The sequence below is a fragment of the Sphingomonas sp. PP-CE-1A-559 genome (assembly GCF_004340965.1).
Classification (GTDB): Bacteria; Pseudomonadota; Alphaproteobacteria; order Sphingomonadales; family Sphingomonadaceae; genus Sphingomonas.
On the sequence record NZ_SLYA01000005.1, the window covers coordinates 108,166 to 127,881 of the forward strand.

A 19,716-nucleotide genomic window follows, 5' to 3' on the forward strand; every position below is an offset into this window, starting at 1 on the left:
GGCTATTTCCCGCCCTTCGTGTGTCTGGAATCGTTGGGTTTTCGGGCCGAGATCGAGCGGTTCGAACGCTTGCGATCGCGGTGTCGCCGATGCGCGGAAGTGCACAAAGTTCACACGCTGGCGCGGTTGTGCACATCGCGCGACAGCGTCGTAATCGGTCGTCCGGATGCGGATGGGTGCCATGCTCACGCTGCATCTGATCACGGCTCGGCAATGTAGGACAGCAGCATCGCTCGTGCCCACGCCGCGTTCCCGGGATGTTGGACGCCCCCATGAAGTTGCTCCGGCACGACGCCGATGCCGCAACGCATACCGGCTATCGCACCCGAGATGTGCATCCGGTCGATGTTCACGATGCGTTCGCCTTATTTCCGACTCCGCCCGTCGCAACCTTCGCCGCCGCGAGGTGACATCGTCGCGCGCGCGCGTACGCGCGAGGGACGATGGAGTATGTGTTTGATTTCATGCGGTTGCTAAGTGGCGATCGCGCTGGCGCCACGCGCCGCGGTGGGTCCGGTCGACGCCCGGCGCCCGGAGTCCTGCTGCAACTCCGCCTGGTATTCTACGGCGTGCTGCTCGGGCTGATGGTGCCGGTGATCCGCCAGATCGACTGGGCGGCTCTGGTGCCGCCGGGCTTGAAGGTCGAATGGCCCAGCGGGTTCGGCATCGCCTGGCCCGCCGGTCATCTGCGCGTGCCCGGCGGCTGGAGCAAGGCTGCGGACGCTGCCGCAGCGGACGCGTCGTCCTCGGCAAACGCTGCTGCCTCCGCCGCTTCCACCACCACCGGGGCGCTGGCCACGGCGGCAGGCGTTGCGAGTGCGGCATCGACCGCCGCTGCCGCCGCCTCCGCGCTGTCGGGCGGCAAGGCAGTATCCGCGCGATTCACGATATGCGGCCATGCCAAGCGGATCGACTGCATGGTCGACGGCGACACCTTCTGGATGGCGGGCACCAAGATCCGCATCGCCGACATCGACACGCCCGAAACTCATCCGCCCCGTTGCGCGTCCGAAGCCCGCGCCGGCAAGGCCGCCACGCTGAAGATGCAGGCGCTGCTCAACGCCGGCCCCTTCACGCTGGTCCCGATCAAGCGCGACGTCGATCGCTATGGCCGCAAACTGCGCATCGTCGAGCGTGACGGGAAATCGCTCGGCGAGGCGCTGGTACGGACCGGGCTCGCGCGGCGTTACGGTGGGGGCAAGCGCGCGCCTTGGTGTCGAACCGGCTGGTTCTGACGGGACGGCGCAGCGTCCTCCCGGCGATCATCCTCGTTTGGGTTGCCGACCTCGCCTTCCAGGAACCGTGGTTTCGATATCTCCGTCCATCACGGTGCGGACGACCCGTCTAGTCGAAGTGCTTGCGCTCGATCGTGATCCGCGGATCCTTGCAGAACCCGCAGTCCTTGCCGACGAAGCGCGCGGCGGCAGTCCGGTCGTTCTTCAGCCGCCAGTCCAGCCAGGCGGTCACGACCTCCGCCGCGATGCCGCCATGCGGTTGCATATAGGTGCCGCCATGACCCACCGGTATGTTGACCAGCGCCGCGGGGATATGGTCGATCCGCTGGAAATCGTCGGTGCCGTTCGCGACCGCGATGTCGGTCGGGCCGCCGAGGACATAGAGGATCGAGCCGTGCAACGTCTTCAGCAACGCCTTGTCGGACACCACGCCGCCGATCGGGTTCGCGCCCTCGGGGAAGAAGCCGCTGTTCATGATCACCGCGGTCGTCACGCGCGGGTCCTGCGCCGCCGATAATGCCTGCAAGCCGCCGCAACTCCAGCCGGACGCCGCGATTTCGGTGGTGGCGATTCTGCCCTTGAACGGACTGCCGGCGCGGGCATTCTCGCGCTGTGCCCAGTCGATCGCGTCGGTCAGCGCGCGCGTCGGCGTTGCCGAGGTCAGCTTCGTGCCGGGTGCCGGGCCGGGGGCGGGGCTCGTCGCAGCGTCGGACTTCGGCTTGGGGATCGTGCCCGAGGCGATGACGAGATAGCCGTGCGAGGCGATCTCCAGCAGGTGGTTGCGCGAACTCGTGCCGTCCGCGCTGCAGCCGCCATTGCCGAAGACGTAGATACCAAGCTTGGCCCGACCCAGCGCACCAAGATTCGCCGGGCGGTAGACGACATGGTCGGGCAACTCCGGTCGTTCCTCGAAGATCGCGGGGTAGGCGCCGGACCCGCGTTCCCGCGGCGCTGGTTGCGCCACCGCGCCGTCAGCGGTCTGCGCGATCGCGGGCGAACCCAGCATGATGCCGGCAATCAGAAGGGCGAGAGCGCGCATGCTGGATCTCCGTATTGGTAAGCGTGGAGCGTCAGAACGAAAAGCGGACGCCGACACGGTAGATGCGCCCGACGATGTCGTACAAGGCCGGGTTGGCGCTCTGCGGCGACGCGGCCGGATCGTGATCGAAGACGTTGTCGACCTTGAAGTACCCGGACACCTGTTTGGTGATGTTGTACGTTCCGCCGACGTCGAGATAGAAGGCGCCGGGCATGAAGTTGCGGTCGATGGTCGGCGCAGTCGTGGTCGATTTGGGGCAGGTTCCGGGCGCACAGACGACGTACTGGTTGCCGTAATTGCCGTCGCTGAACCAGCGTTCCTGCACCGTCAGGCTGAAGCGGTCGTTGCTGAACGCCTGGACCGCAAGCAGCTTCCAGCGCGGGGTGGCGCCGAGGTTGACGCCGGCGCCGTCGGTCGGAATCGTCCCCGGCAGGCCGGTATCCGTGACGAACTTCCGGATGTGCGTCGCCAGGCCGCGGAGCGTGAACGTCCCGTCCACACCGAGCGGGCGCCGCCACCGATAGCTTGCCTCGATATCGAAGCCGTCGGTCTTGATCGAGGCGAGGTTGAACGCCTGCGTGTTGATGAAATTGGGGCCGGCGGTGTTGTTGAGATTATACGCGCTGCATGTTTCGGGCAGGATGTTGCGGAAGCACAGGTCGACGATCTGCGCGGCGCCGAGGCTGGAGATCACGTCGGTGACCTTGATGTTATAGTAATCGACCGAAGCGCTGAACCCGGGCAGCCAGGACGGGTTGGCGTATACCGCGCCGACCTCGGTATTGCGCGCGATCTCGGGCGTGAGCGCCGGGTTGCCGATCGCGTTCTGGATCGCCACGACGTTGACGTTGCGCGCAGGGTCGAGGAAGTTGGGCAGCGTCGTCGTCACCGGTGCGGCGAACAGCTCGGACAGATTGGGTGCGCGAACGTCGCGCGAGGTGACGCCGCGCAGGCGAAGTCCGTTGAGCGGCGTGTCCCATGTCCCGCCGATCTTCCACGTCCAGACCCGGCCTGACGTGCTGTAGTCGGTGATGCGGGCCGCGCCGTTGATGTTGGCCCTGCCCATCATGTCCGACTTGAACAGCGGGACGTCGAGCTCGAGGAACGCTTCCTTGACGTCGTAGGCGCCGGTGCCGTTCTTGTAGTTGCCGGCATACCAGTTGTTGCCCGCGGTTAGCAGCGTCGGGTCGGCAGGGTATTCGCTGGTATAGGGACTGAGCGCGGAGACGCCGGCACCGTATGCGTCCGCGCGGACCTTGTAGAATTCCTTGCGATATTCGCCGCCGAACGCGACCGACAGGGGACCGGCCCAGAGCTCGACGGGGGTGCCGGAGAAGGCGAGGCTCGCGACGTCCTGCGTCAGGTGGAGGCGCTGGATCGGGCCATTCTCGGGCTGAACATACCGGCGTGCAGACTCGGAGGGTGTCGCGCCGCCGATGATGTTGAGCGGGATGCAGCCATTGGCGCGCGCGACCGGATTGGCGCAGACGATGGCGCCGTTGAGCGTGATCGCCTGGATCGCCTGGTTGAAATGCGGCGTGAGGACGATGTCGTCGACGTCGATCGCGGTGTCGGTAATGCCACGCTCGTAATAAGCGTCATAGGTCCAGGGCGACCCACCGATATCGAACTTGCCCTTCAGGCCGCCGACGACACGGTATTGGCGGCGATCGGTATGGACGACGGTGTTCGGCAGGATCGCGACGCTGGCGCCGAACTGGAAGTCCGTGATCCCCGCGGTCGTGCATGCCTCCTGGATCGACGCCGGGACGAACGGGTTCGCACACTGAAGCCTCAAACCGGGTCGGTTGGCGCCGTTGGTCGGCTGATTGTGGGTCTTCACCTGGCCGACATTGACGCTGACATAGACTTCGTTGTCGGTCGCGAAATCATAGCCGATACGCCCATAGCTATCGAGGCGCTGGATCGCCGACTGTAGGGTGCGGCCGGTATCGATGTTCCCCGACAGGTCGCCGCCGACGCAGAAGCCGGGCAGGCAGCCTCGGACCGCGCCGGAATCGTCACGGGCCGGCACGCCGTTCGAGCCGTATTGGAACTGGAAGGGGCGGCCGCTCTGGTCGAACGCCGTGCCCTGCAGCGGACCGGCCGTGATGAGGCCGTATTTCGTGAAGTTATACGGCTGGGCGAAGTCGCGCAGGACGTATTGCGGTGATCCGTCGTCGACGGCGTTGCGGTTGATCATCGTCGTCTGCGTGAACCAGTCGCGACCACCGGCGAGGTCGGTGCCGAAATCGCCGGGGCCGACACCTGCTTCCTTGGCATATTCGCCGCTGACGACGAGGTGGAGTCGATCGTTCAGGTAGCTCCGTCCCGCGGCAAGCTGGATCAGGCCCTGGCCGTCGTCGCCGTAATTGGTGATGCCGCCCTGGATATTGCCTTTGAAGCCCTGGAAATGCGTATCGGTGATGAAGTTGACGACGCCGCCGACCGCGTCCGATCCATAGGACGCCGACGCGCCGCCGTTGACGATGTCGACTCGCTTGATCAGCAATTGCGGGAGCAGGCTGACGTCGGTGACGCCGGTATAATAGGCGCCGACGACGCGCTGGCCGTCGACCAGGGTGAGCGTGCGGATCGTCCCCAGGCCCCGGAGCGAGAACGAACTCAGGCCCTGCTGGCCGCTCGACGTGCTGAACGTGTTGGTCGTCGAGCCGCTCGATCCCTGCAACGACGGCAGCTGCGCGATCGTCGTGAAGACGTTGGGCTGCGCGTTGTTCTGGATGTCGGCTTCGCTGATGACCGTGGTCGGCGTTGGGGCGGTAAAGCCGCTCGACTGGATCCGGGAGCCGGTGACGATGATGTCGGCGGTTCTGACGGCCTCGGGGTCGGCGGCCTTGGGCGTCTCGGCGACCGGCTCTATGGGGGCGACGGTGTCAGTGGTTTGCGGCGGGGCGGCCTGTGCGAAAGACGGCGCTGCGTACAGCGAGAGGATGAGCGCGGCGATGCTGCTCGATCCGGCGATGAGGGTGCGCCGTTGCCGTGTAGTCGGACTGGAAACGGTAGAAACCGATCGTGGCGCCATTACTAAACGTGATGTCTCTTGCGCCCAAACGCTGGCGCGGACGTGAGCCGACAGAGTCGTGATTCTGGAAACCATTGCATCCTACCCCCTTTTACGGCGCGCCGATTTACCGGCGTTCCTGCAACGTCATCCCGCAACTCGATGTTACTGTTTGATAACGTTACCACGCAACAATGCGTCGACATCGTGGAGGAGTCAATACTCATACTATCGGTGGCGTGGAGTGAAGGTCGTCGACGTCCGCAGAAACGGCGGATGGCGTTAAGGCGTGGCGTCGTCCTGCGGCGGCGACGTCGACTGTCGCTTGACGATTTCGTGGTCCAGCACCCGGTCGTTACGCTTGGCAGGGGTTCTCGGCGGCGTGGCGATCTCCGCGACCAGCAGGCCGAGTGCCTCCGCGGCGAGTCGGCGGACCGGCTGGTGCACCGTCGTCAGCGGCGGCCACAGCATCACGGCGGCGGTGGTATCGTCGAACCCGACGACCGTCAGTTCGCGCGGTACGTCGAGTTGTCGCCGATGTGCGACCGACACGACGGCGGCGGCCATGTCGTCGTTGCTTGCGAAGATCGCGGTGGGGGGCGGATCGGCCTGGAGCAACTGGTCGCCGGCGGCGAGTCCCGAGGCAAAGCTGAAATCGCCCTGAGCGATCGTCGCGCGAACGCCCGGATGTTCGCGGACGGCAGCGTAGAAGCCGTCGAGCCGCTTCAGACTGGCGACCTGGTCTGGGTTGCCGACGACGAACCCGAGCCGACGGTGACCCATCGCGATAAGCTCGCGCGTCATCTCGTACGCGGCGAGGCGATCGTCGATACGGACGCAGATCACGTTGTCGACATCGTGCGCGCCGACCGCCGCCACCGGCACGCGCGCCTTGCGCAACACGTCGAGGACCGCCGCGGATTCGCTCAACGGCGGTGCGCAGATCATGCCTGAGATACCCGACGCGACCAGACTTTCCAGCGCGGCGGGGCTCGGCGGACGGCCGTCCTCGCCCTTCAGCAGGATCAGGCGCGCGCCGCGGATCGAGGCTTCCTCGAACACGCCGGTGAGGAAGTCGCTCATGAACGCCGCGCTCGGGTTGGCGTAGATCACGCCGATCTTGAGTTCGGTGGACGTGACCAGGCTGCGCGCGGCGAGGTTCGGCGTGTAGCCGAGCGCGTCGATCGCGTCCTGAACGCTGGCGCGCGTGGTCGGATCGACGCTGGCGCGGCCGTTGATGACGCGCGACACGGTCATCGGCGATACCCCGGCCTGCGCGGCGACATCGATGATCGTCGGGCTGCGCGAGCGCCGAGCGCGTTCCTTCACACCGATCCCTTCAACCCCGCCCGACGATCGTCACGTCGAGCCCCTCAATACGAATTTATACACGTCGAAGCGACCTAGACCTTTGGTCCTGCGATGCAAGTTGGTCGGATCTCGACCAGAGTATGCCGACCCGCCGAACACTCATGTTGACGTTATCATTAGTCTGCGTAATCTATTCGGATAAGCGCTGCGACATCGGATCAAACGCGCTTCGCGATCATCGCCGCAATGGCGAGCACGCACCAAGGGGAGAGGTCGATGAAACCGGTCGTCGCAGCGTTCGTCCTGTTCGCGGGTCAAGCCACGGTATTCGCCTCGGCCGAGGCGCAACGGGTGCAGCCGATCGCCGTCCGGATCGACGCAACGGCTCGGTCGGCGCCCGTCACACCCTATGAATACGGCATGTTCATCGAACCGATCGGCGGACTCGTCGCGCGGACGCTGTGGGCGGAGATGCTCGACGACCGCAAATTTTACTATCCGATCGGCCCGGCCGCCAGCGACGCGCCGCCCCCGGTCAATGCCGAAGGGCGGCCCGGTGTCGTCTACCGCAAATGGCGCCCGATCGGCGGCGACGCGGCCGTGACGATGGACACGCAGCATCCGTATGTCGGCACGCAGAGCGCGCGGATCGCGGTGTCCCCCGACCATGTCACCGGCATCGCCCAAAGCGGGATCGAGGTCGTCCGCGGCCGGCGGTATGTCGGCAAGCTTCAGCTGAGCGGAGAGCCGGGCGTGGCGGTGACGGTGGCGTTGGTCTGGGGCGAACGGCCGCAGGACCGGCAGGTCGTGCCGCTGCCGACGCCCGGCGCGGACTGGAGCGAGGCCAGCTTTGCGTTCACGCCGACCGCGGCCGCGTCCGATGCGCGGCTGGAGATCACTGGCACTGGCCCCTCCACCGGTACGGCCGCATTCCGGGTCGGCGTGGTGTCGCTGATGCCGGCGGACAACGTCAATGGCTGGCGCGCGGATACGACCGCGATCGCGAAGTCGCTGAACTCGGGCTTCTGGCGCCTGCCCGGCGGAAACTTCCTGTCCGACTGGGATTGGCACGAGGCGATCGGGCCCCGCGATGCCCGCCCGCCGATGTTCGATCACGCCTGGAGCGCGATGCAGCCGAACGATCTCGGCATGGACGAATGGATGGACCTGACGCGTATCCTGGGCGTCGAACCCTATGTCACGGTCAATGCGGGGCTGGGCGATGCGAACTCTGCGGCCGAGGAGGTCGAATATCTCAACGGCGCGGCGACCTCCGAATGGGGCGCCAAGCGTGCGGCGAACGGTCATCCAGCACCCTACCGCGTCAAATGGTGGAACATCGGCAACGAACCGTTCGGCTGGTGGCAGATCGGCAAGACTTCGCTCGATTACTTCATGATCAAGCACAATGAATTCGCGAAGGCGATGCGGGCGAAGGATCCGTCGATAACGCTGATCGCATCGGGCGCGATGCCCGACCAGTTGCATCCGAAGGGCGTGCAACAGAACTCGTCGATCGAGAGCATTCAGGCGAAGTTCGGTACCGAGGAGGACTGGACCGGTGGCTTCTTCGCCAAGGCATGGGGGAATTTCGACGGCATCACCGAGCATTGGTATGATCGCGCGGAAAAGCGACCCGGTGCGCCGGCCGCCGACGAGCTTATCGAGTTCGTCCGTTCGCCTTCGAACCACGTTCGCATGGAGGCGGAGGAATGGGCGATCTACGAGACGAAATTCCCGAAGATCCGCGCCGCCAAGACGTTCCTGTCGATCGACGAATATGCGTACATGGCCGGACCGCCGACGCTGAAATCCTCGCTCGCCTATGCGATGGTGTTCCAGGAGATGCTCCGCCACACCGATTTCCTGACGATGTCGGCGTTCACGACCGGCGTCTCGACGATGGACATCTCGCCATCCGCCGCGACCCTCAACGCCACTGGCACCGTATTTAAACTGTACGGCGAGCATTTCGGCGCCGGGACGGTTCCGCTGAAAGTCGATGGCGATGTACCGCAACCAGAGCCGAAATACCCGGTCGGCCATGCGCATCCCAAGGTGCGCGCGGGCAGCCCGACCTATCCGCTCGACGTGATCGCGGGGCTGTCGCCGGACGGCACCAAACTGCGCCTCGCAGTGGTGAACGCGACGTTCCAGCCGCAGCATCTGAACCTTGCGCTTTCCGGCATGAGGCTGCGCGGCAGTGGCAGGCGCTGGGTCATGACCGGCAGGACGGTGGAGGCGGCGAACACCATTGCGTCCCCAAGCGGCGTGACGATCGTCGAAAGCAAGGTGGCGGGGACACGCACCGTGATGGTACCGGCGATCTCCGCGGCGATCTACGAATTGCCGATCGCGGCGGCGCACTGAGCCGGACCGCGACCGCGCCGCGCGTGGCTCCAGTTGCTCTCGACCGCATTTCGACGCGTTTTTGCTGCAGCAATACTTGCCTAAGGCGAGCGTCGGCGGCTACCACGGGATGATAACGTTACCGAGGGGGTGAGGGTGCGGCGCTTCAGGAATATCCGCTGGACCATCATCGGCCTGTTCGTGGTGGCGATGGTCATCAACTATCTCGCGCGCAGCGTGCTCGGCGTCGCGGCGCCGGCGATCATGGCCGAGCAGCATATCAGCGCCGCCGAATATTCCTGGATCACCGGCGCGTTCCAGATCGGCATCATGTTCCAGCCGCTCGCCGGCTATGTGCTCGACGTGGTCGGGCTGAAGATCGGCTTCACGCTGTTCGTCACGATCTGGTCGCTGATCACGATGGCGCACGGACTGGCGACCGGCTGGATGGGGTTCGCCGGCTTGCGCGGTGCACTGGGGCTGGTCGAGGGATCGGCGCAGCCCGCGGGTATGAAGCTGGTCGCCGAATGGTTTCCGGCACGAGAGCGCGGTGTCGCGGGCGGCATCTATCAGATCGGGGCCTCGTTCGGCGCGGTGTTCGCGCCGCCGCTGGTGGCCTGGGCGGTGCTCAACCATAGCTGGCGCGCGGCCTTCTTCATCGCCGGCGCGCTCGGGCTGGTGTGGGTGATCGCCTGGTTGTTCTGGTATGCGCCGCCCGCAAAACATCGGCGGCTGTCGCCGGCGGAACGCACGCTGATCGTCGAAGGACAAGAGGCATCGCTCGCCACGCACCGCAAGCGTCCCCCGCTCGGCGAACTGCTGCGGCGTCGTAACCTGTGGGCGATCGCGGCGGCGCGGTTCCTCGCCGATCCGGTGTGGGGCATGCTGTCGTTCTGGATGCCGCTATACCTGGTGCAGGTGCGTCATTTCGATCTCGGCCAGATCGCGATGTTCGCGTGGCTGCCGTTCCTGGCGGCGGACCTCGGATGCCTGTTCGGGCCGATCGTGGTGGCGTGGCTGCAACGGCGCGGCGTTGACCTGATCGATGCGCGGCGTGGCGCCTTCACGGTAGGCGCGGTGCTGATGACGGGGATGATGTTCGTCGGCACGGTGACCAGCCCGATCGCGGCGATAGCGCTGCTGTGCCTCGGTGGTTTCGCGCACCAGACGCTGTCGGTGACCGTCATCACGCTGTCGTCGGACCTGTTCCCGCAGGACCAGGTGGCGACCGCGACGGGGATGTCGGGCACCGCCGCCAATCTCGGCGTGCTGATCTTCACGCTGGTGCTCGGCTCGATGGTCGCGGAGGTCGGCTACCAGCCATTCTTCATCCTGCTCGGACTGCTCGACCTGGTCGGCGCCGCACTCCTCTGGGTCCTGATACGAAAGCCCGCATGACTATTCGAAATCCGATCCTTCCCGGCTTCAATCCGGACCCGTCGATCGTCCGCGTCGGCGACGATTACTACGTCGCGACCTCGACCTTCGAATGGTACCCAGGCGTCCAGATCCACCATTCGCGCGATCTCGCGAACTGGCGGCTGGTGACGCGGCCGCTCAACCGCGCGAGCCAGCTGGACATGCGCGGGAATCCGGACTCGTGCGGAGTATGGGCACCGGACCTGAGCCATGCGAACGGTCGGTTCCACCTGATCTACACCGACGTGAAGCGTTACGGCCAGACCACGATCGACGGTGCGCGGGGCGCGTCGTTGCGCGATTTCCATAATTACTGGGTCACGGCGGAGCATATCGACGGGCCCTGGTCCGATCCCGTCCACCTCAACAGCAGCGGCTTCGACCCGGCGCTGTTCCATGACGATGACGGGCGGAGCTGGCTGCTCAACATGCTGTGGGACCACCGGCCGGGGGGGCGTCGCTTTGCCGGGATCGTCGCGCAGGAGATCGATCTCGCGACGGGCGACATGCTCGGCGACCGTCGCATGATCTTCGAGGGCACGTCGCTTGGCTTCACCGAGGGCCCGCACCTCTACAAGCGCGATGGCTGGTATCACCTGCTGGTCGCGGAAGGCGGCACCGAGCGCAATCATGCCGTCGTGATGGCGCGGTCGCGGTCGCTGTTCGGCCCGTACGAGGTGCATCCCGATGGCCCGGTACTGACCGCGGCGGGCAAGCAGGGCGTGCAGTTGCAGCGGACCGGGCACGGCGATCTCGTCGAAACGCCGATCGGCGAAACCTGGATGGTGTATCTGTGCGGGCGACCGCTGCCCGTCAGTGATCGGTGCGTGCTGGGGCGCGAGACCGCGATCCAGCCGATGCGCTGGGGCGAGGATGGCTGGCTGCGGACGCTCGACGGCGACGCGAGTCCGGCGCTGGTCGTGGAGGATGGCACGGCGTCGGCCGCTTCCGAACCGCGGCGCGACCGCAGCGTGTTCGATACCGCGACGCTGCCCGAGGCCTTCCAGTGGCTGCGTACCCCGGATGCCGACCGGTTGTTCAGCCTGACCGCGCGGCCCAATTATCTGCGCCTCTACGGCCGCGAGACGATCGGGAGCCATTTCACGCAGTCGCTGGTCGCGCGCCGGCAGCAGGCGTTCGCCTACGCCGCCGAGACGCTCGTTACGTTCGAACCGCGTCACTTCCAGCAGGCGGCGGGGCTGGTCTGCTACTATAATTCGACCAAGTTCCATTATCTGCACGTCACCGCCGACGACGACGGCCGGCGCGTGCTGCAGGTGCTGTCGGCGATCCCGACTCCCCTCGGCAGCAGTGTGATCACCCATCCGATCGCGATCGACGCGGGACCGATCGGACTGCGGGTCGAGGTGGATCACGAAAGCCTTCGCTTCGGATACCGGTGTGCGGGGTCGAGCGCGTGGACATGGCTCGCGGACCGGTTCGACGCGAGCATCCTGTCCGATGAGGCGACCTTGCCGGGCCTGCCCAACTTCACCGGCGCCTTTGTCGGGATGGCGTGCCAGGATATGTCGGGCGCCGGCGAACCGGCCGATTTCAGCTATTTCGAGTATGTCGAAGCCGGCGGCGACTGAGCGGACTGAACGCGGCGTCGATCCGCGTTCAGTCCGTGACCACTGGCCAAGCCTTATGCCGCGATCTTCAAGTCCTGCATCACGTCGGCGGTGATCGAGAGGCTACGCTTGCGCGCTTCGTGGTCGTAGATCGCGCTGGTCACCATGACCTCGTCGACGCCGGTCCGCTCGACGAACGCGGCGATACCGCGGGCGACCTTGGCCGGGCTGCCAACCGCCGAACACTGCAGGACGTGGTCGAGGATCTGGTTGCCCTGCGCGTCGAGCGACTCGCGGTAGCCAGCGAGGGGCGGCTTCATCTTGCCGGGGTTGCCGGTGCGGAGCGCGACGAACGACTGCTGCTGAGAGGTGGCGAGCAGTTCGGCTTCCGCGTCGGTTTCTGCTGCGAACACGTTGAAGCCGGCCATGACGTGCGGCTTGGCGAGGCGGGCCGAGGGACGGAAATCGCGACGGTAGATCGCCAGCGCGGCATCGAGCGCGTCGGGCGCGAAGTGCGAAGCGAACGCGTAGGGCAGGCCCAGTGCGGCCGCCAACTGTGCGCCGAACGTGCTGGAGCCCAGGATCCACATCTCGACGTCCGCGCCTGCGCCCGGGGTCGCGACGATGCCGGTCTGGCCGTCGTTGGCGAAGTAGCTTTGCAGCTCCATCACGTCCTGCGGGAAGGCGTTGGCGTCGGTTTCCAGCGTGCGGCGCATCGCGCGGGCGACGCGCTGGTCGGAGCCGGGCGCGCGCCCGAGGCCGAGATTGATGCGGCCGGGGAACAGCGCGTCGAGCGTGCCGAACTGCTCGGCGATCGTCAGCGGCGCATGGTTGGGGAGCATGATGCCGCCCGAGCCTACGCGGATCGTCTTCGTGGCGGCGGCGATGTGCGCGATCACGACGGCGGTCGCGGCCGACGCGATGCCGGTCATGCCGTGATGTTCGGCGACCCAGTAGCGCTGGAACCCGACGCTCTCGGCGTGCCGCGCGAGGTCGGCCGCGTTGGCGAGCGATTGGGAGACGGTGCCGCCTTCTATGACGGGGACCAGATCGAGCAGGGAATAGCGTGTCATGCGGTGGAGATAGGTACCGAGCGGTAGCTTATCCAGCCTTCCGTCGAATTGACCTGCAATCCTCCCCCGCCAGGGGGAGGTGGCGCCAAAGGCGACGGAGGGGGAGGACACGGAACCGAGGTTACCCTTACCTCCCCCTCCGTCTGGCAAGCGCCAGCCACCTCCCCCTGGCGGGGGAGGATCGCCGCTGCTTTCCTCAGAACCCCAGGCTGTACCGCATCGCCATGCCGTAATCGTTGGGCAATGCCGCGAAATTACCGGGGTCGCGGCGGAAGAACAGGTTGGTGTCCAGGCCGCCGCCGAACGCGGGCACGCCGTAGCGCATCTCGACATCGAGTTCGCGGCCTTGGGGGGCGAGGTTGAGGCGTTGGGTGGTCCAGTTGGTTACGGTACCGGACGTGTAATCGTAATAGGTCGGGAGGCCGAGGTCGATGCCGCCGCGCGCTACGCGCAACGGTTGCGCGATGCGGAGGCCGAGCGTGTCGTGACCGAACACGCCGTCCTTGCCGATGTCGGCCGCGAAGGCGTTGGTGCGGACCAGGCCGTCGCCGCTGAGACCGCCGCGGACCGCCGCGCGGGTCCAGCCCTGGCGCATCGATCCGCCGATGCTCCAGCCTGCGCCGGCATCGAAGCGCGCTTTGGTATCCACGAACCATGTTGCCGCGCGTGTCGCGCCCAGCGCCGCGTTGAAGCGCGCGCCGAGGACGGTGTCGCGCTCGTCCATCCGTGTGGCGGCGACCATGGTCGACAGCGCGCCGAAGCGACGGTCGACGGTCAGCGAGACGCGGTTGTAGCCCGAGCGCTGCCAGCGGTCGCGCAGGCGGAGGTCGCTGTCACGCTGCGTCAGGACGTCGCCATTCTCGATGCCTGCGGTGAACCCGAACCCGGCGACGCTCTGCCGCATCGCGCTGGAGGCACGGATGCTGCTGTCGAAGCCCATGCCGCCGGCGTTGGCGATCAGGAAGGCGGGTTCGGACTGGCCCGACAACTGCGCACTGAGCGCGCTCGATCCTTGTGCGAAGCCGAACCCGAACGACAGCGTGCTGCCGAGTTTCTGCGTCATCATCCCGGCGATCGCACGCGCGCTGGTCGCATCGGCGCTCGACAGCGCGGTGCGATCGAGCGCGACGTCGCCGTTCGCGCGCGGCGCTAGCGTCATCGATACGGTCATGTTGCCTTGCGCCAATGCGACCGTGCGGAATCGCGACTGGAGCGCGCCGCCGAGCGATCGTTCCGGGCTGCGGCGGGCAATCGTCTTGGCAAGGTCGATCGCGAAGGCGCGGCTGTAGCCGTCGAGGATCACCGCGCCGAGTTCGCCCTGGGTCGCGTCGCCCATCGGCGCGGACAGGCTTGCGTTGCTGATCGTCGAAACGACCGCTTTCGATCCCGCGATCGAGGTCGTGCCGAGCGGCTGGAACGCGCGCGTCAGGTCGAGCACGCCATTGCCGTAGACCGCGTCGACTCCGGGGGCGCCGACATCGCGTGCGCTGCGGAACAGGATGTCGACGATCTGCGCGCCGGTCAGGTTGGGGAAGGCCTGGGCCAGCAACGCGACCGCGCCGGAAATCTGCGGCGCGGCGAACGATGTGCCCGACCAGAGATAGGCGGTATCGGTCGCGTCGGGCGCACGAACGCTTTCGCCGACCGCGGTGAGGAAATGCGCGGCGCCGGTGCCCGCGCGGTCGCTGAAGGTGGAGATGCCGTCGCTCGCGCCGACCGAGCCGGCGATGATCACCTGGTTGCGGCCCTGCGCTTCGCCGGCGACGTTGGTGAAGGGGTCGGGGTTGACCGAACCGTCATTGCCCGCGGCGATCACGACGACGAGGCCGGCAGCAGTCGCGCGGCCGATCGCATCCTTCAAGCTCTGCGGCATCTCGGAGCCGCCGAGCGAGATGTTGACGACCTTCGCGCCTGCCGTGCGGGCTGCGTCGAGCCCGCGGGTGATCGCGTCGGTGCCGAACTTGCAGCCCGAATCCTCGTCGTCCTTGCTGGCGGTGGCGCAGGTGCCGGGGCGATCTGCGCGGAGGACGATCAACGTCGCGTCGAACGCCACGCCGTGCGAGCCCGCGCCGTTTCTTCGGCCCGCGAGCGTGAACGCGACCGCGGTACCATGGCCGCCTTCGTCGTCGATCGAGCTATTGCCGGCAACGTCCTGCGAGGCGGACGAAACGCGGCTGCCGAATTCCTGACTTTGCAGGTCGATACCGCTGTCGATCACGCCGACGCCGATCCCCCTGCCGGTCGCGCCGACATTGTACGCGGCCAGCGCATTCATCGAGACCGCGCCGACGGTCGCGCGATATTCGCTGGTGTCGTTGCTGGACGGTGTCGGGGTCGGGGTCGGGGTCGGCGCGGGAGTCGGGGCAGGGGTGGGCGCTGGGGTCGGAAGCGGAGTCGGCGTCGGGGTGGAAACCGTGGGAGGGGCCGGCGTGCTGTTGACGCCACCACCGCCGCCGCCTCCACAGGCGGCGAGCAGCAGGCCACTTGCCACCGCCGCCGTTCTCAGCAGCCCCGCCTTCGTGCCGCGCATCCAGTCCGCCCTTTTGTAATTTTCCGTAACATACTGGAATGCAAAGCCTTACGCGATCGTAAACATCGGCCCTGAAGGTCGGCAGTGTCGCACCCCGCTTGTCGCCGCGCGCGGCGGTCCGTAGAGGTTCCGGCCGATGCTTGCCCGCCTTGACCCCCGCCTCGACCATGTCCGCAACTGGATCTTCGATCTCGACAACACGCTGTATCCGGCGAGCGCGGACCTGTTCGCGCAGGTCGACGCGCGAATGACCGGGTTCATCCAGGATCTGCTGGGGCTCGAGCATGACGAGGCGCGGCGCGTGCAGAAGGGATATTTCCACAATCACGGCACGACGCTGTCGGGGCTGATGGCCGAGCATCATGTCGATCCGCACGCGTTCCTGACGCATGTCCACGACATCGAGATGGACGTGCTGGAGCATGACGCGCCGCTGGTCGCCGCGATCGCCAAGCTGCCGGGGCGGAAACTCGTCTTCACCAATGGCGACAAGCCCTATGCGCTCAAGATTCTCGACCGGCTCGGGCTCGGCGAGAGCTTCGAGGCGATCCACGACATCCACGCGATGAACCTGATGCCGAAGCCGCACGCCTCGGCCTATGCCGGGTTCTGCGCGGCGTTCGACATCGATCCGCGGGAGTCTCTGTTCGCCGACGACATGGCGCGCAACCTGACGCCGGCCAAGGCGATCGGGATGACGACCGTGTGGATCGACAACGGCTCCGAGCAGTCGCCCGATGCGGCGCGCGATCACATCGATTTCACCGTGCCGGTGCTTGCGCCGTGGCTCGAAACCATCCTGGAGACATCATGACCTTGCAGACCATTATCGACGCCGCCTGGGACGACCGCTCCAACCTTGGGCTCGATACCAAGGGCGAGGTTCGCGACGCCGTCGAGTCCGCGCTGGCGATGCTGGACGCGGGTACCGCGCGTGTCGCCGAACCGACCGCTGACGGCTGGCAGGTCAACCAGTGGTTGAAGAAGGCCGTGCTGCTCTCGTTCCGGCTCAACGACAACGTCGTGATCGACGGTGGTTCGGCGGGGTCCCCAGGGTTCGACAAGGTGCCGTCGAAGTTCTCGAGCTGGGGTGAAGCCGAGTTCCGTTCGGCGGGCATCCGGGTCGTTCCCGGTGCGGTCGCTCGCCGCGGGAGCTTCATCGCCAAGGGCGCGATCCTGATGCCGAGCTTCGTCAACATCGGCGCTTATGTCGGCGAGGGGACGATGGTCGACGCCTGGGCGACGGTCGGGTCGTGCGCGCAGATCGGCAAGAACGTGCATTTGTCGGGCGGTGCCGGCATCGGCGGCGTGCTCGAGCCGTTGCAGGCCGATCCCGTCATCATCGGCGACGGCGCGTTCATCGGCGCGCGCGCGGAAGTGGCGGAGGGCGTCCGCGTCGGCGAGGGCGCGGTGCTGTCGATGGGGGTGTATCTGGGCGCATCGACCAAGATCATCGACCGCGCGACTGGCGAAGTGTTCAAGGGCGAAGTGCCGCCCTATTCCGTCGTCGTGCCGGGCTCGATCGGTGGCGGGGACGGCAAGCCGGCCCTGTATTGCGCGGTCATCGTCAAGCGTGTCGATGCGCAAACGCGTTCCAAAACCTCGATCAACGACCTGCTGAGGGACTGATCGGGTCGACAACCCGGCGGACGCTGCCTATCCGGGTCGAAACATACCGAGGAGATAGACTTTGACCGCTGCTGCCAGCCAGGTTCTCGACCGCGTACTCGTCCTCGAAATGGTCCGCGTGACCGAGGCGGCGGCGATCGCCGCCTCCACGCTCGTCGGGCGCGGCGACGAGAAGGCAGCGGATGCAGCGGCGGTCGAGGCGATGCGCGAGGCGCTCAACTCGCTGTACATGGACGGCACGGTCGTGATCGGCGAGGGCGAGCGCGACGAGGCGCCGATGCTGTTCATCGGCGAGAAGGTCGGCTCGGCGATCGGCAAGGGCCCGAAGATCGACATCGCGCTCGATCCGCTCGAAGGCACGACGATCTGCGCGACCGCGGGGCCGAACAGCCTCGCCGTGCTGGCGATCGCCGAGGAGGGCGGGCTGCTCAACGCGCCGGACGTCTACATGGACAAGATCGCGGTCGGGCCGGGCTATCCCGAGGGCATCATCGATCTCGACAAGACGCCGACCGAGAACATCAACGCCGTCGCCGCCGCGAAGGGCGTACCGGCGCGCGACCTGATCGTGTGCGTGCTCGATCGGCCGCGTCACGAGGCGCTGATCGCCGAACTGCGCCAGGTTGGCTGTGGGATCATGCTTATCGGTGACGGCGACGTTGCCGGCGTGATCGCGACGTCGGATCCCGAGACAACGGTCGACGTGTACATGGGGTCGGGTGGTGCTCCCGAGGGCGTGCTGGCCTGCGCGGCGCTGCGCTGCGTCGGTGGGCAGTTCAAGGGGCGGTTGCTGTTCCGGAACGACGACGAGCGTGGGCGTGCGGCGAAGTGGGGGATTACGGACCTCGACAAGCAGTATGACCTGTCGGAACTGGCGAAGGGCGACTGCATCTTCGCGGCGACTGGCGTGACGGATGGCTCGCTGCTCGCTGGCGTGAAGCGGAAGAAGGGCAAGATGACGACGGAGAGCGTTGTGATGCGGGCGTCTTCGGGGACGGTGCGGTGGGTCAAGGGCGAGCATCGGACTGATTGATTTGGTACTGCTCTGACCGGCAGCTCAGCACCTCCTCGGCGGAGGCCGGGGCCCAGGCGGAAAGGTCGGAGTAACGGTGCGCTGTCCGTAGTCAGCAACGTCCTCCAACTGGGCCCCAGCCTTCGCCGGGGTGGCGGCTTCGTCGAGGGTCGCACAAGCCAACCATGTGCCCCCGCGAAGGCGGGGACCCAGACTGGGCTCCCGCCTTCGCGGGAGAACATAAAGGCCGAGCGGTGGAACGCAGGAAGGGCGAAGACTCGGCATGATCCTTCCCAACGTCCTCCTCCTCGTCACGATCATGAGCCTCGTCTGGTTTCTCAAGGGCGACCTGCTAGGCTACCGCCGGATCAAGCGCCTCCCCGACACCGCGTCGCGCCAGAAGACCTACCGCCTGTGGATCGCCAAGGCAGCGATCGCCTTCGTCCTGCCGGCGGTAATCGGACTAGCCCTGCTCGGCCGCCTCGGCGCGCTCGTCAATGTGCCGCCCGAGTTCGATGCCCTCCGCACGCTCCTCCCAAGCTTCCAAGGCTACAGCCGCGGGGAACTGCTCGGGATGATCGGCGGAAGCGCGCTCGGCGGCCTGATCATCGGCGCGGTCCTGGCCACGCGGCGCAACTGGCGTATCCTCAAGACGATCGGCAACGTCGGCTCGCTGCTCCCGCGCAACCGGCCGGAGATCGCGCATGCCGTCGCCATGTCGATCGCGGCGGGCGTCTCGGAAGAACTCGCCTTCCGCCTGTTCCTGCCACTGCTGGTCGCGCTCGTCTCCGGTAGCGCGTTCGTCGCGTTCGGTGTCGCGGTCGCGGCGTTCGGCGCGATGCATCTGTATCAGGGGCGGGCGGGCGTGATCGCGACCACGCTCGTCGGCGCGCTGATGGCGGCGGTGTATCTGATGACCGGGGAACTGTGGCTGGCGATGGTCCTGCACGCGCTGATCGATCTCAACTCGCTGGTATTGCGCCCGATGTTGACCGGAGCGTGGCGCGCGGCTTGACTTCGCAGCCGTGGGTTCGTCCAATCGTGGCACGCTCCACGAAGGGAATTCCATGTCGCGTAACGCTTTCCTGCTCGCGCTTGCAGTCACCGCAGCCGTCCCGGCCGCCACGCCCGCGCAGACCGCGCCGCAAAATGTGGCCCAGTCGCCTTTCACCTTCGAAGAGGTGATGGTGCCGATGCGCGACGGGGCGAGGTTGCAGACGGTGATCATGCGGCCGCGCGGGATGACCGGGCCGCTGCCGATCCTGCTCCAGCGGACTCCCTACGGCGTGCCGGATGCGCCGTTTCCTACCGCCGATCGCTTCGGACCGTTGATGAAGGATGGCTATGTCTTTGTCTTCCAGTCGATGCGCGGGCGGTTCAAGTCCGACGGCGTCTTCACGCTGTCGACCGCAGTGCATCCAAACGATCCAAAAGATGGTGTATCGCGGCGGCTGCATTTCGACAGCAGATGAGATTTGCAGCCCCTTCACGTACGATGCCTGGATCGGGGTCGACCTGACCTCGTG

At 66.6% G+C, this 19,716-nt stretch carries 15 protein-coding genes; 9 read left to right on the forward strand and 6 right to left on the reverse strand.

Going from position 1 to position 19,716, the window contains the following annotated elements:
- Nucleotides 1–200: 200 nt before the first annotated feature.
- Nucleotides 201–353: a hypothetical protein gene (locus tag C8J42_RS20195; RefSeq protein WP_165895258.1), complete on the reverse strand. Its 153-nt coding sequence runs from the start codon at nucleotides 351–353 to the stop codon at nucleotides 201–203.
- 111 nt (nucleotides 354–464) lie between these two features.
- Here C8J42_RS20195 and C8J42_RS20500 point away from each other — a divergent pair, with 111 nt between their 5' ends.
- Complete coding sequence (locus C8J42_RS20500; protein ID WP_243644503.1) at nucleotides 465–1,235, forward strand: thermonuclease family protein; 771 nt, start codon at nucleotides 465–467, stop codon at nucleotides 1,233–1,235.
- 109 nt (nucleotides 1,236–1,344) lie between these two features.
- Here the strand turns inward: C8J42_RS20500 and C8J42_RS15645 are convergent, their stop codons facing one another.
- The 3 genes from C8J42_RS15645 to C8J42_RS15655 form a co-directional block, all read right to left on the reverse strand.
- Nucleotides 1,345–2,274, reverse strand: coding sequence for a hypothetical protein (locus tag C8J42_RS15645; RefSeq protein WP_243644506.1), 930 nt, complete (start codon nucleotides 2,272–2,274; stop codon nucleotides 1,345–1,347).
- Between the two features lie 31 nt (nucleotides 2,275–2,305).
- On the reverse strand, nucleotides 2,306–5,317 hold the full coding sequence (locus C8J42_RS15650; protein WP_133020811.1) for a TonB-dependent receptor: 3,012 nt from the start codon (nucleotides 5,315–5,317) through the stop codon (nucleotides 2,306–2,308).
- 261 nt (nucleotides 5,318–5,578) lie between these two features.
- Nucleotides 5,579–6,625: a LacI family DNA-binding transcriptional regulator gene (locus tag C8J42_RS15655; RefSeq protein WP_133020812.1), complete on the reverse strand. Its 1,047-nt coding sequence runs from the start codon at nucleotides 6,623–6,625 to the stop codon at nucleotides 5,579–5,581.
- A gap of 258 nt (nucleotides 6,626–6,883) precedes the next feature.
- On the opposite strand from C8J42_RS15655, the gene C8J42_RS15660 reads away from it, so the two are divergent.
- From C8J42_RS15660 to C8J42_RS15670, 3 genes are all read left to right on the forward strand, one after another.
- Nucleotides 6,884–8,977 (forward strand): alpha-L-arabinofuranosidase C-terminal domain-containing protein, encoded by a 2,094-nt coding sequence (locus tag C8J42_RS15660; RefSeq protein WP_207897151.1) that lies wholly within the window; start codon nucleotides 6,884–6,886, stop codon nucleotides 8,975–8,977.
- Nucleotides 8,978–9,112: 135 nt separating this feature from the next.
- Nucleotides 9,113–10,354 carry an MFS transporter gene (locus C8J42_RS15665; protein WP_243644507.1) on the forward strand — a complete coding sequence of 414 codons (1,242 nt, stop codon included), beginning with the start codon at nucleotides 9,113–9,115 and terminating at the stop codon, nucleotides 10,352–10,354.
- A complete protein-coding gene (locus C8J42_RS15670) occupies nucleotides 10,351–11,967 on the forward strand; it encodes a glycoside hydrolase family 43 protein (RefSeq protein ID WP_133020813.1) in 1,617 nt (538 codons plus the stop codon). The genes C8J42_RS15665 and C8J42_RS15670 overlap by 4 nt, the downstream gene beginning before the upstream one ends.
- 53 nt (nucleotides 11,968–12,020) lie before the next feature.
- On the opposite strand, the gene C8J42_RS15675 is transcribed toward C8J42_RS15670, so the two are convergent.
- Nucleotides 12,021–13,019, reverse strand: a complete 999-nt coding sequence (locus C8J42_RS15675; RefSeq protein WP_133020814.1) for an LLM class flavin-dependent oxidoreductase — start codon at nucleotides 13,017–13,019, stop codon at nucleotides 12,021–12,023.
- A gap of 196 nt (nucleotides 13,020–13,215) precedes the next feature.
- Nucleotides 13,216–15,549, reverse strand: coding sequence for a S8 family peptidase (locus C8J42_RS15680; RefSeq protein ID WP_133020815.1), 2,334 nt, complete (start codon nucleotides 15,547–15,549; stop codon nucleotides 13,216–13,218).
- Between the two features lie 136 nt (nucleotides 15,550–15,685).
- Between C8J42_RS15680 and C8J42_RS15685 the strand changes: the two genes are divergently transcribed.
- From C8J42_RS15685 to C8J42_RS15705, 5 genes are all read left to right on the forward strand, one after another.
- A complete protein-coding gene (locus C8J42_RS15685; protein WP_133020816.1) occupies nucleotides 15,686–16,363 on the forward strand; it encodes a pyrimidine 5'-nucleotidase in 678 nt (225 codons plus the stop codon).
- A complete protein-coding gene (gene dapD, locus C8J42_RS15690) occupies nucleotides 16,360–17,178 on the forward strand; it encodes a 2,3,4,5-tetrahydropyridine-2,6-dicarboxylate N-succinyltransferase (RefSeq protein WP_133020817.1) in 819 nt (272 codons plus the stop codon). Before C8J42_RS15685 ends, dapD begins: the two co-directional genes overlap by 4 nt.
- A gap of 61 nt (nucleotides 17,179–17,239) precedes the next feature.
- Complete coding sequence (glpX, locus tag C8J42_RS15695) at nucleotides 17,240–18,211, forward strand: class II fructose-bisphosphatase (RefSeq protein WP_056065803.1); 972 nt, start codon at nucleotides 17,240–17,242, stop codon at nucleotides 18,209–18,211.
- 262 nt (nucleotides 18,212–18,473) lie between these two features.
- Complete coding sequence (locus C8J42_RS15700; RefSeq protein WP_133020818.1) at nucleotides 18,474–19,205, forward strand: CPBP family intramembrane glutamic endopeptidase; 732 nt, start codon at nucleotides 18,474–18,476, stop codon at nucleotides 19,203–19,205.
- 52 nt (nucleotides 19,206–19,257) lie between these two features.
- Nucleotides 19,258–19,662 (forward strand): CocE/NonD family hydrolase, encoded by a 405-nt coding sequence (locus C8J42_RS15705; protein WP_133020819.1) that lies wholly within the window; start codon nucleotides 19,258–19,260, stop codon nucleotides 19,660–19,662.
- The last annotated feature ends 54 nt before the right edge of the window (nucleotides 19,663–19,716 follow it).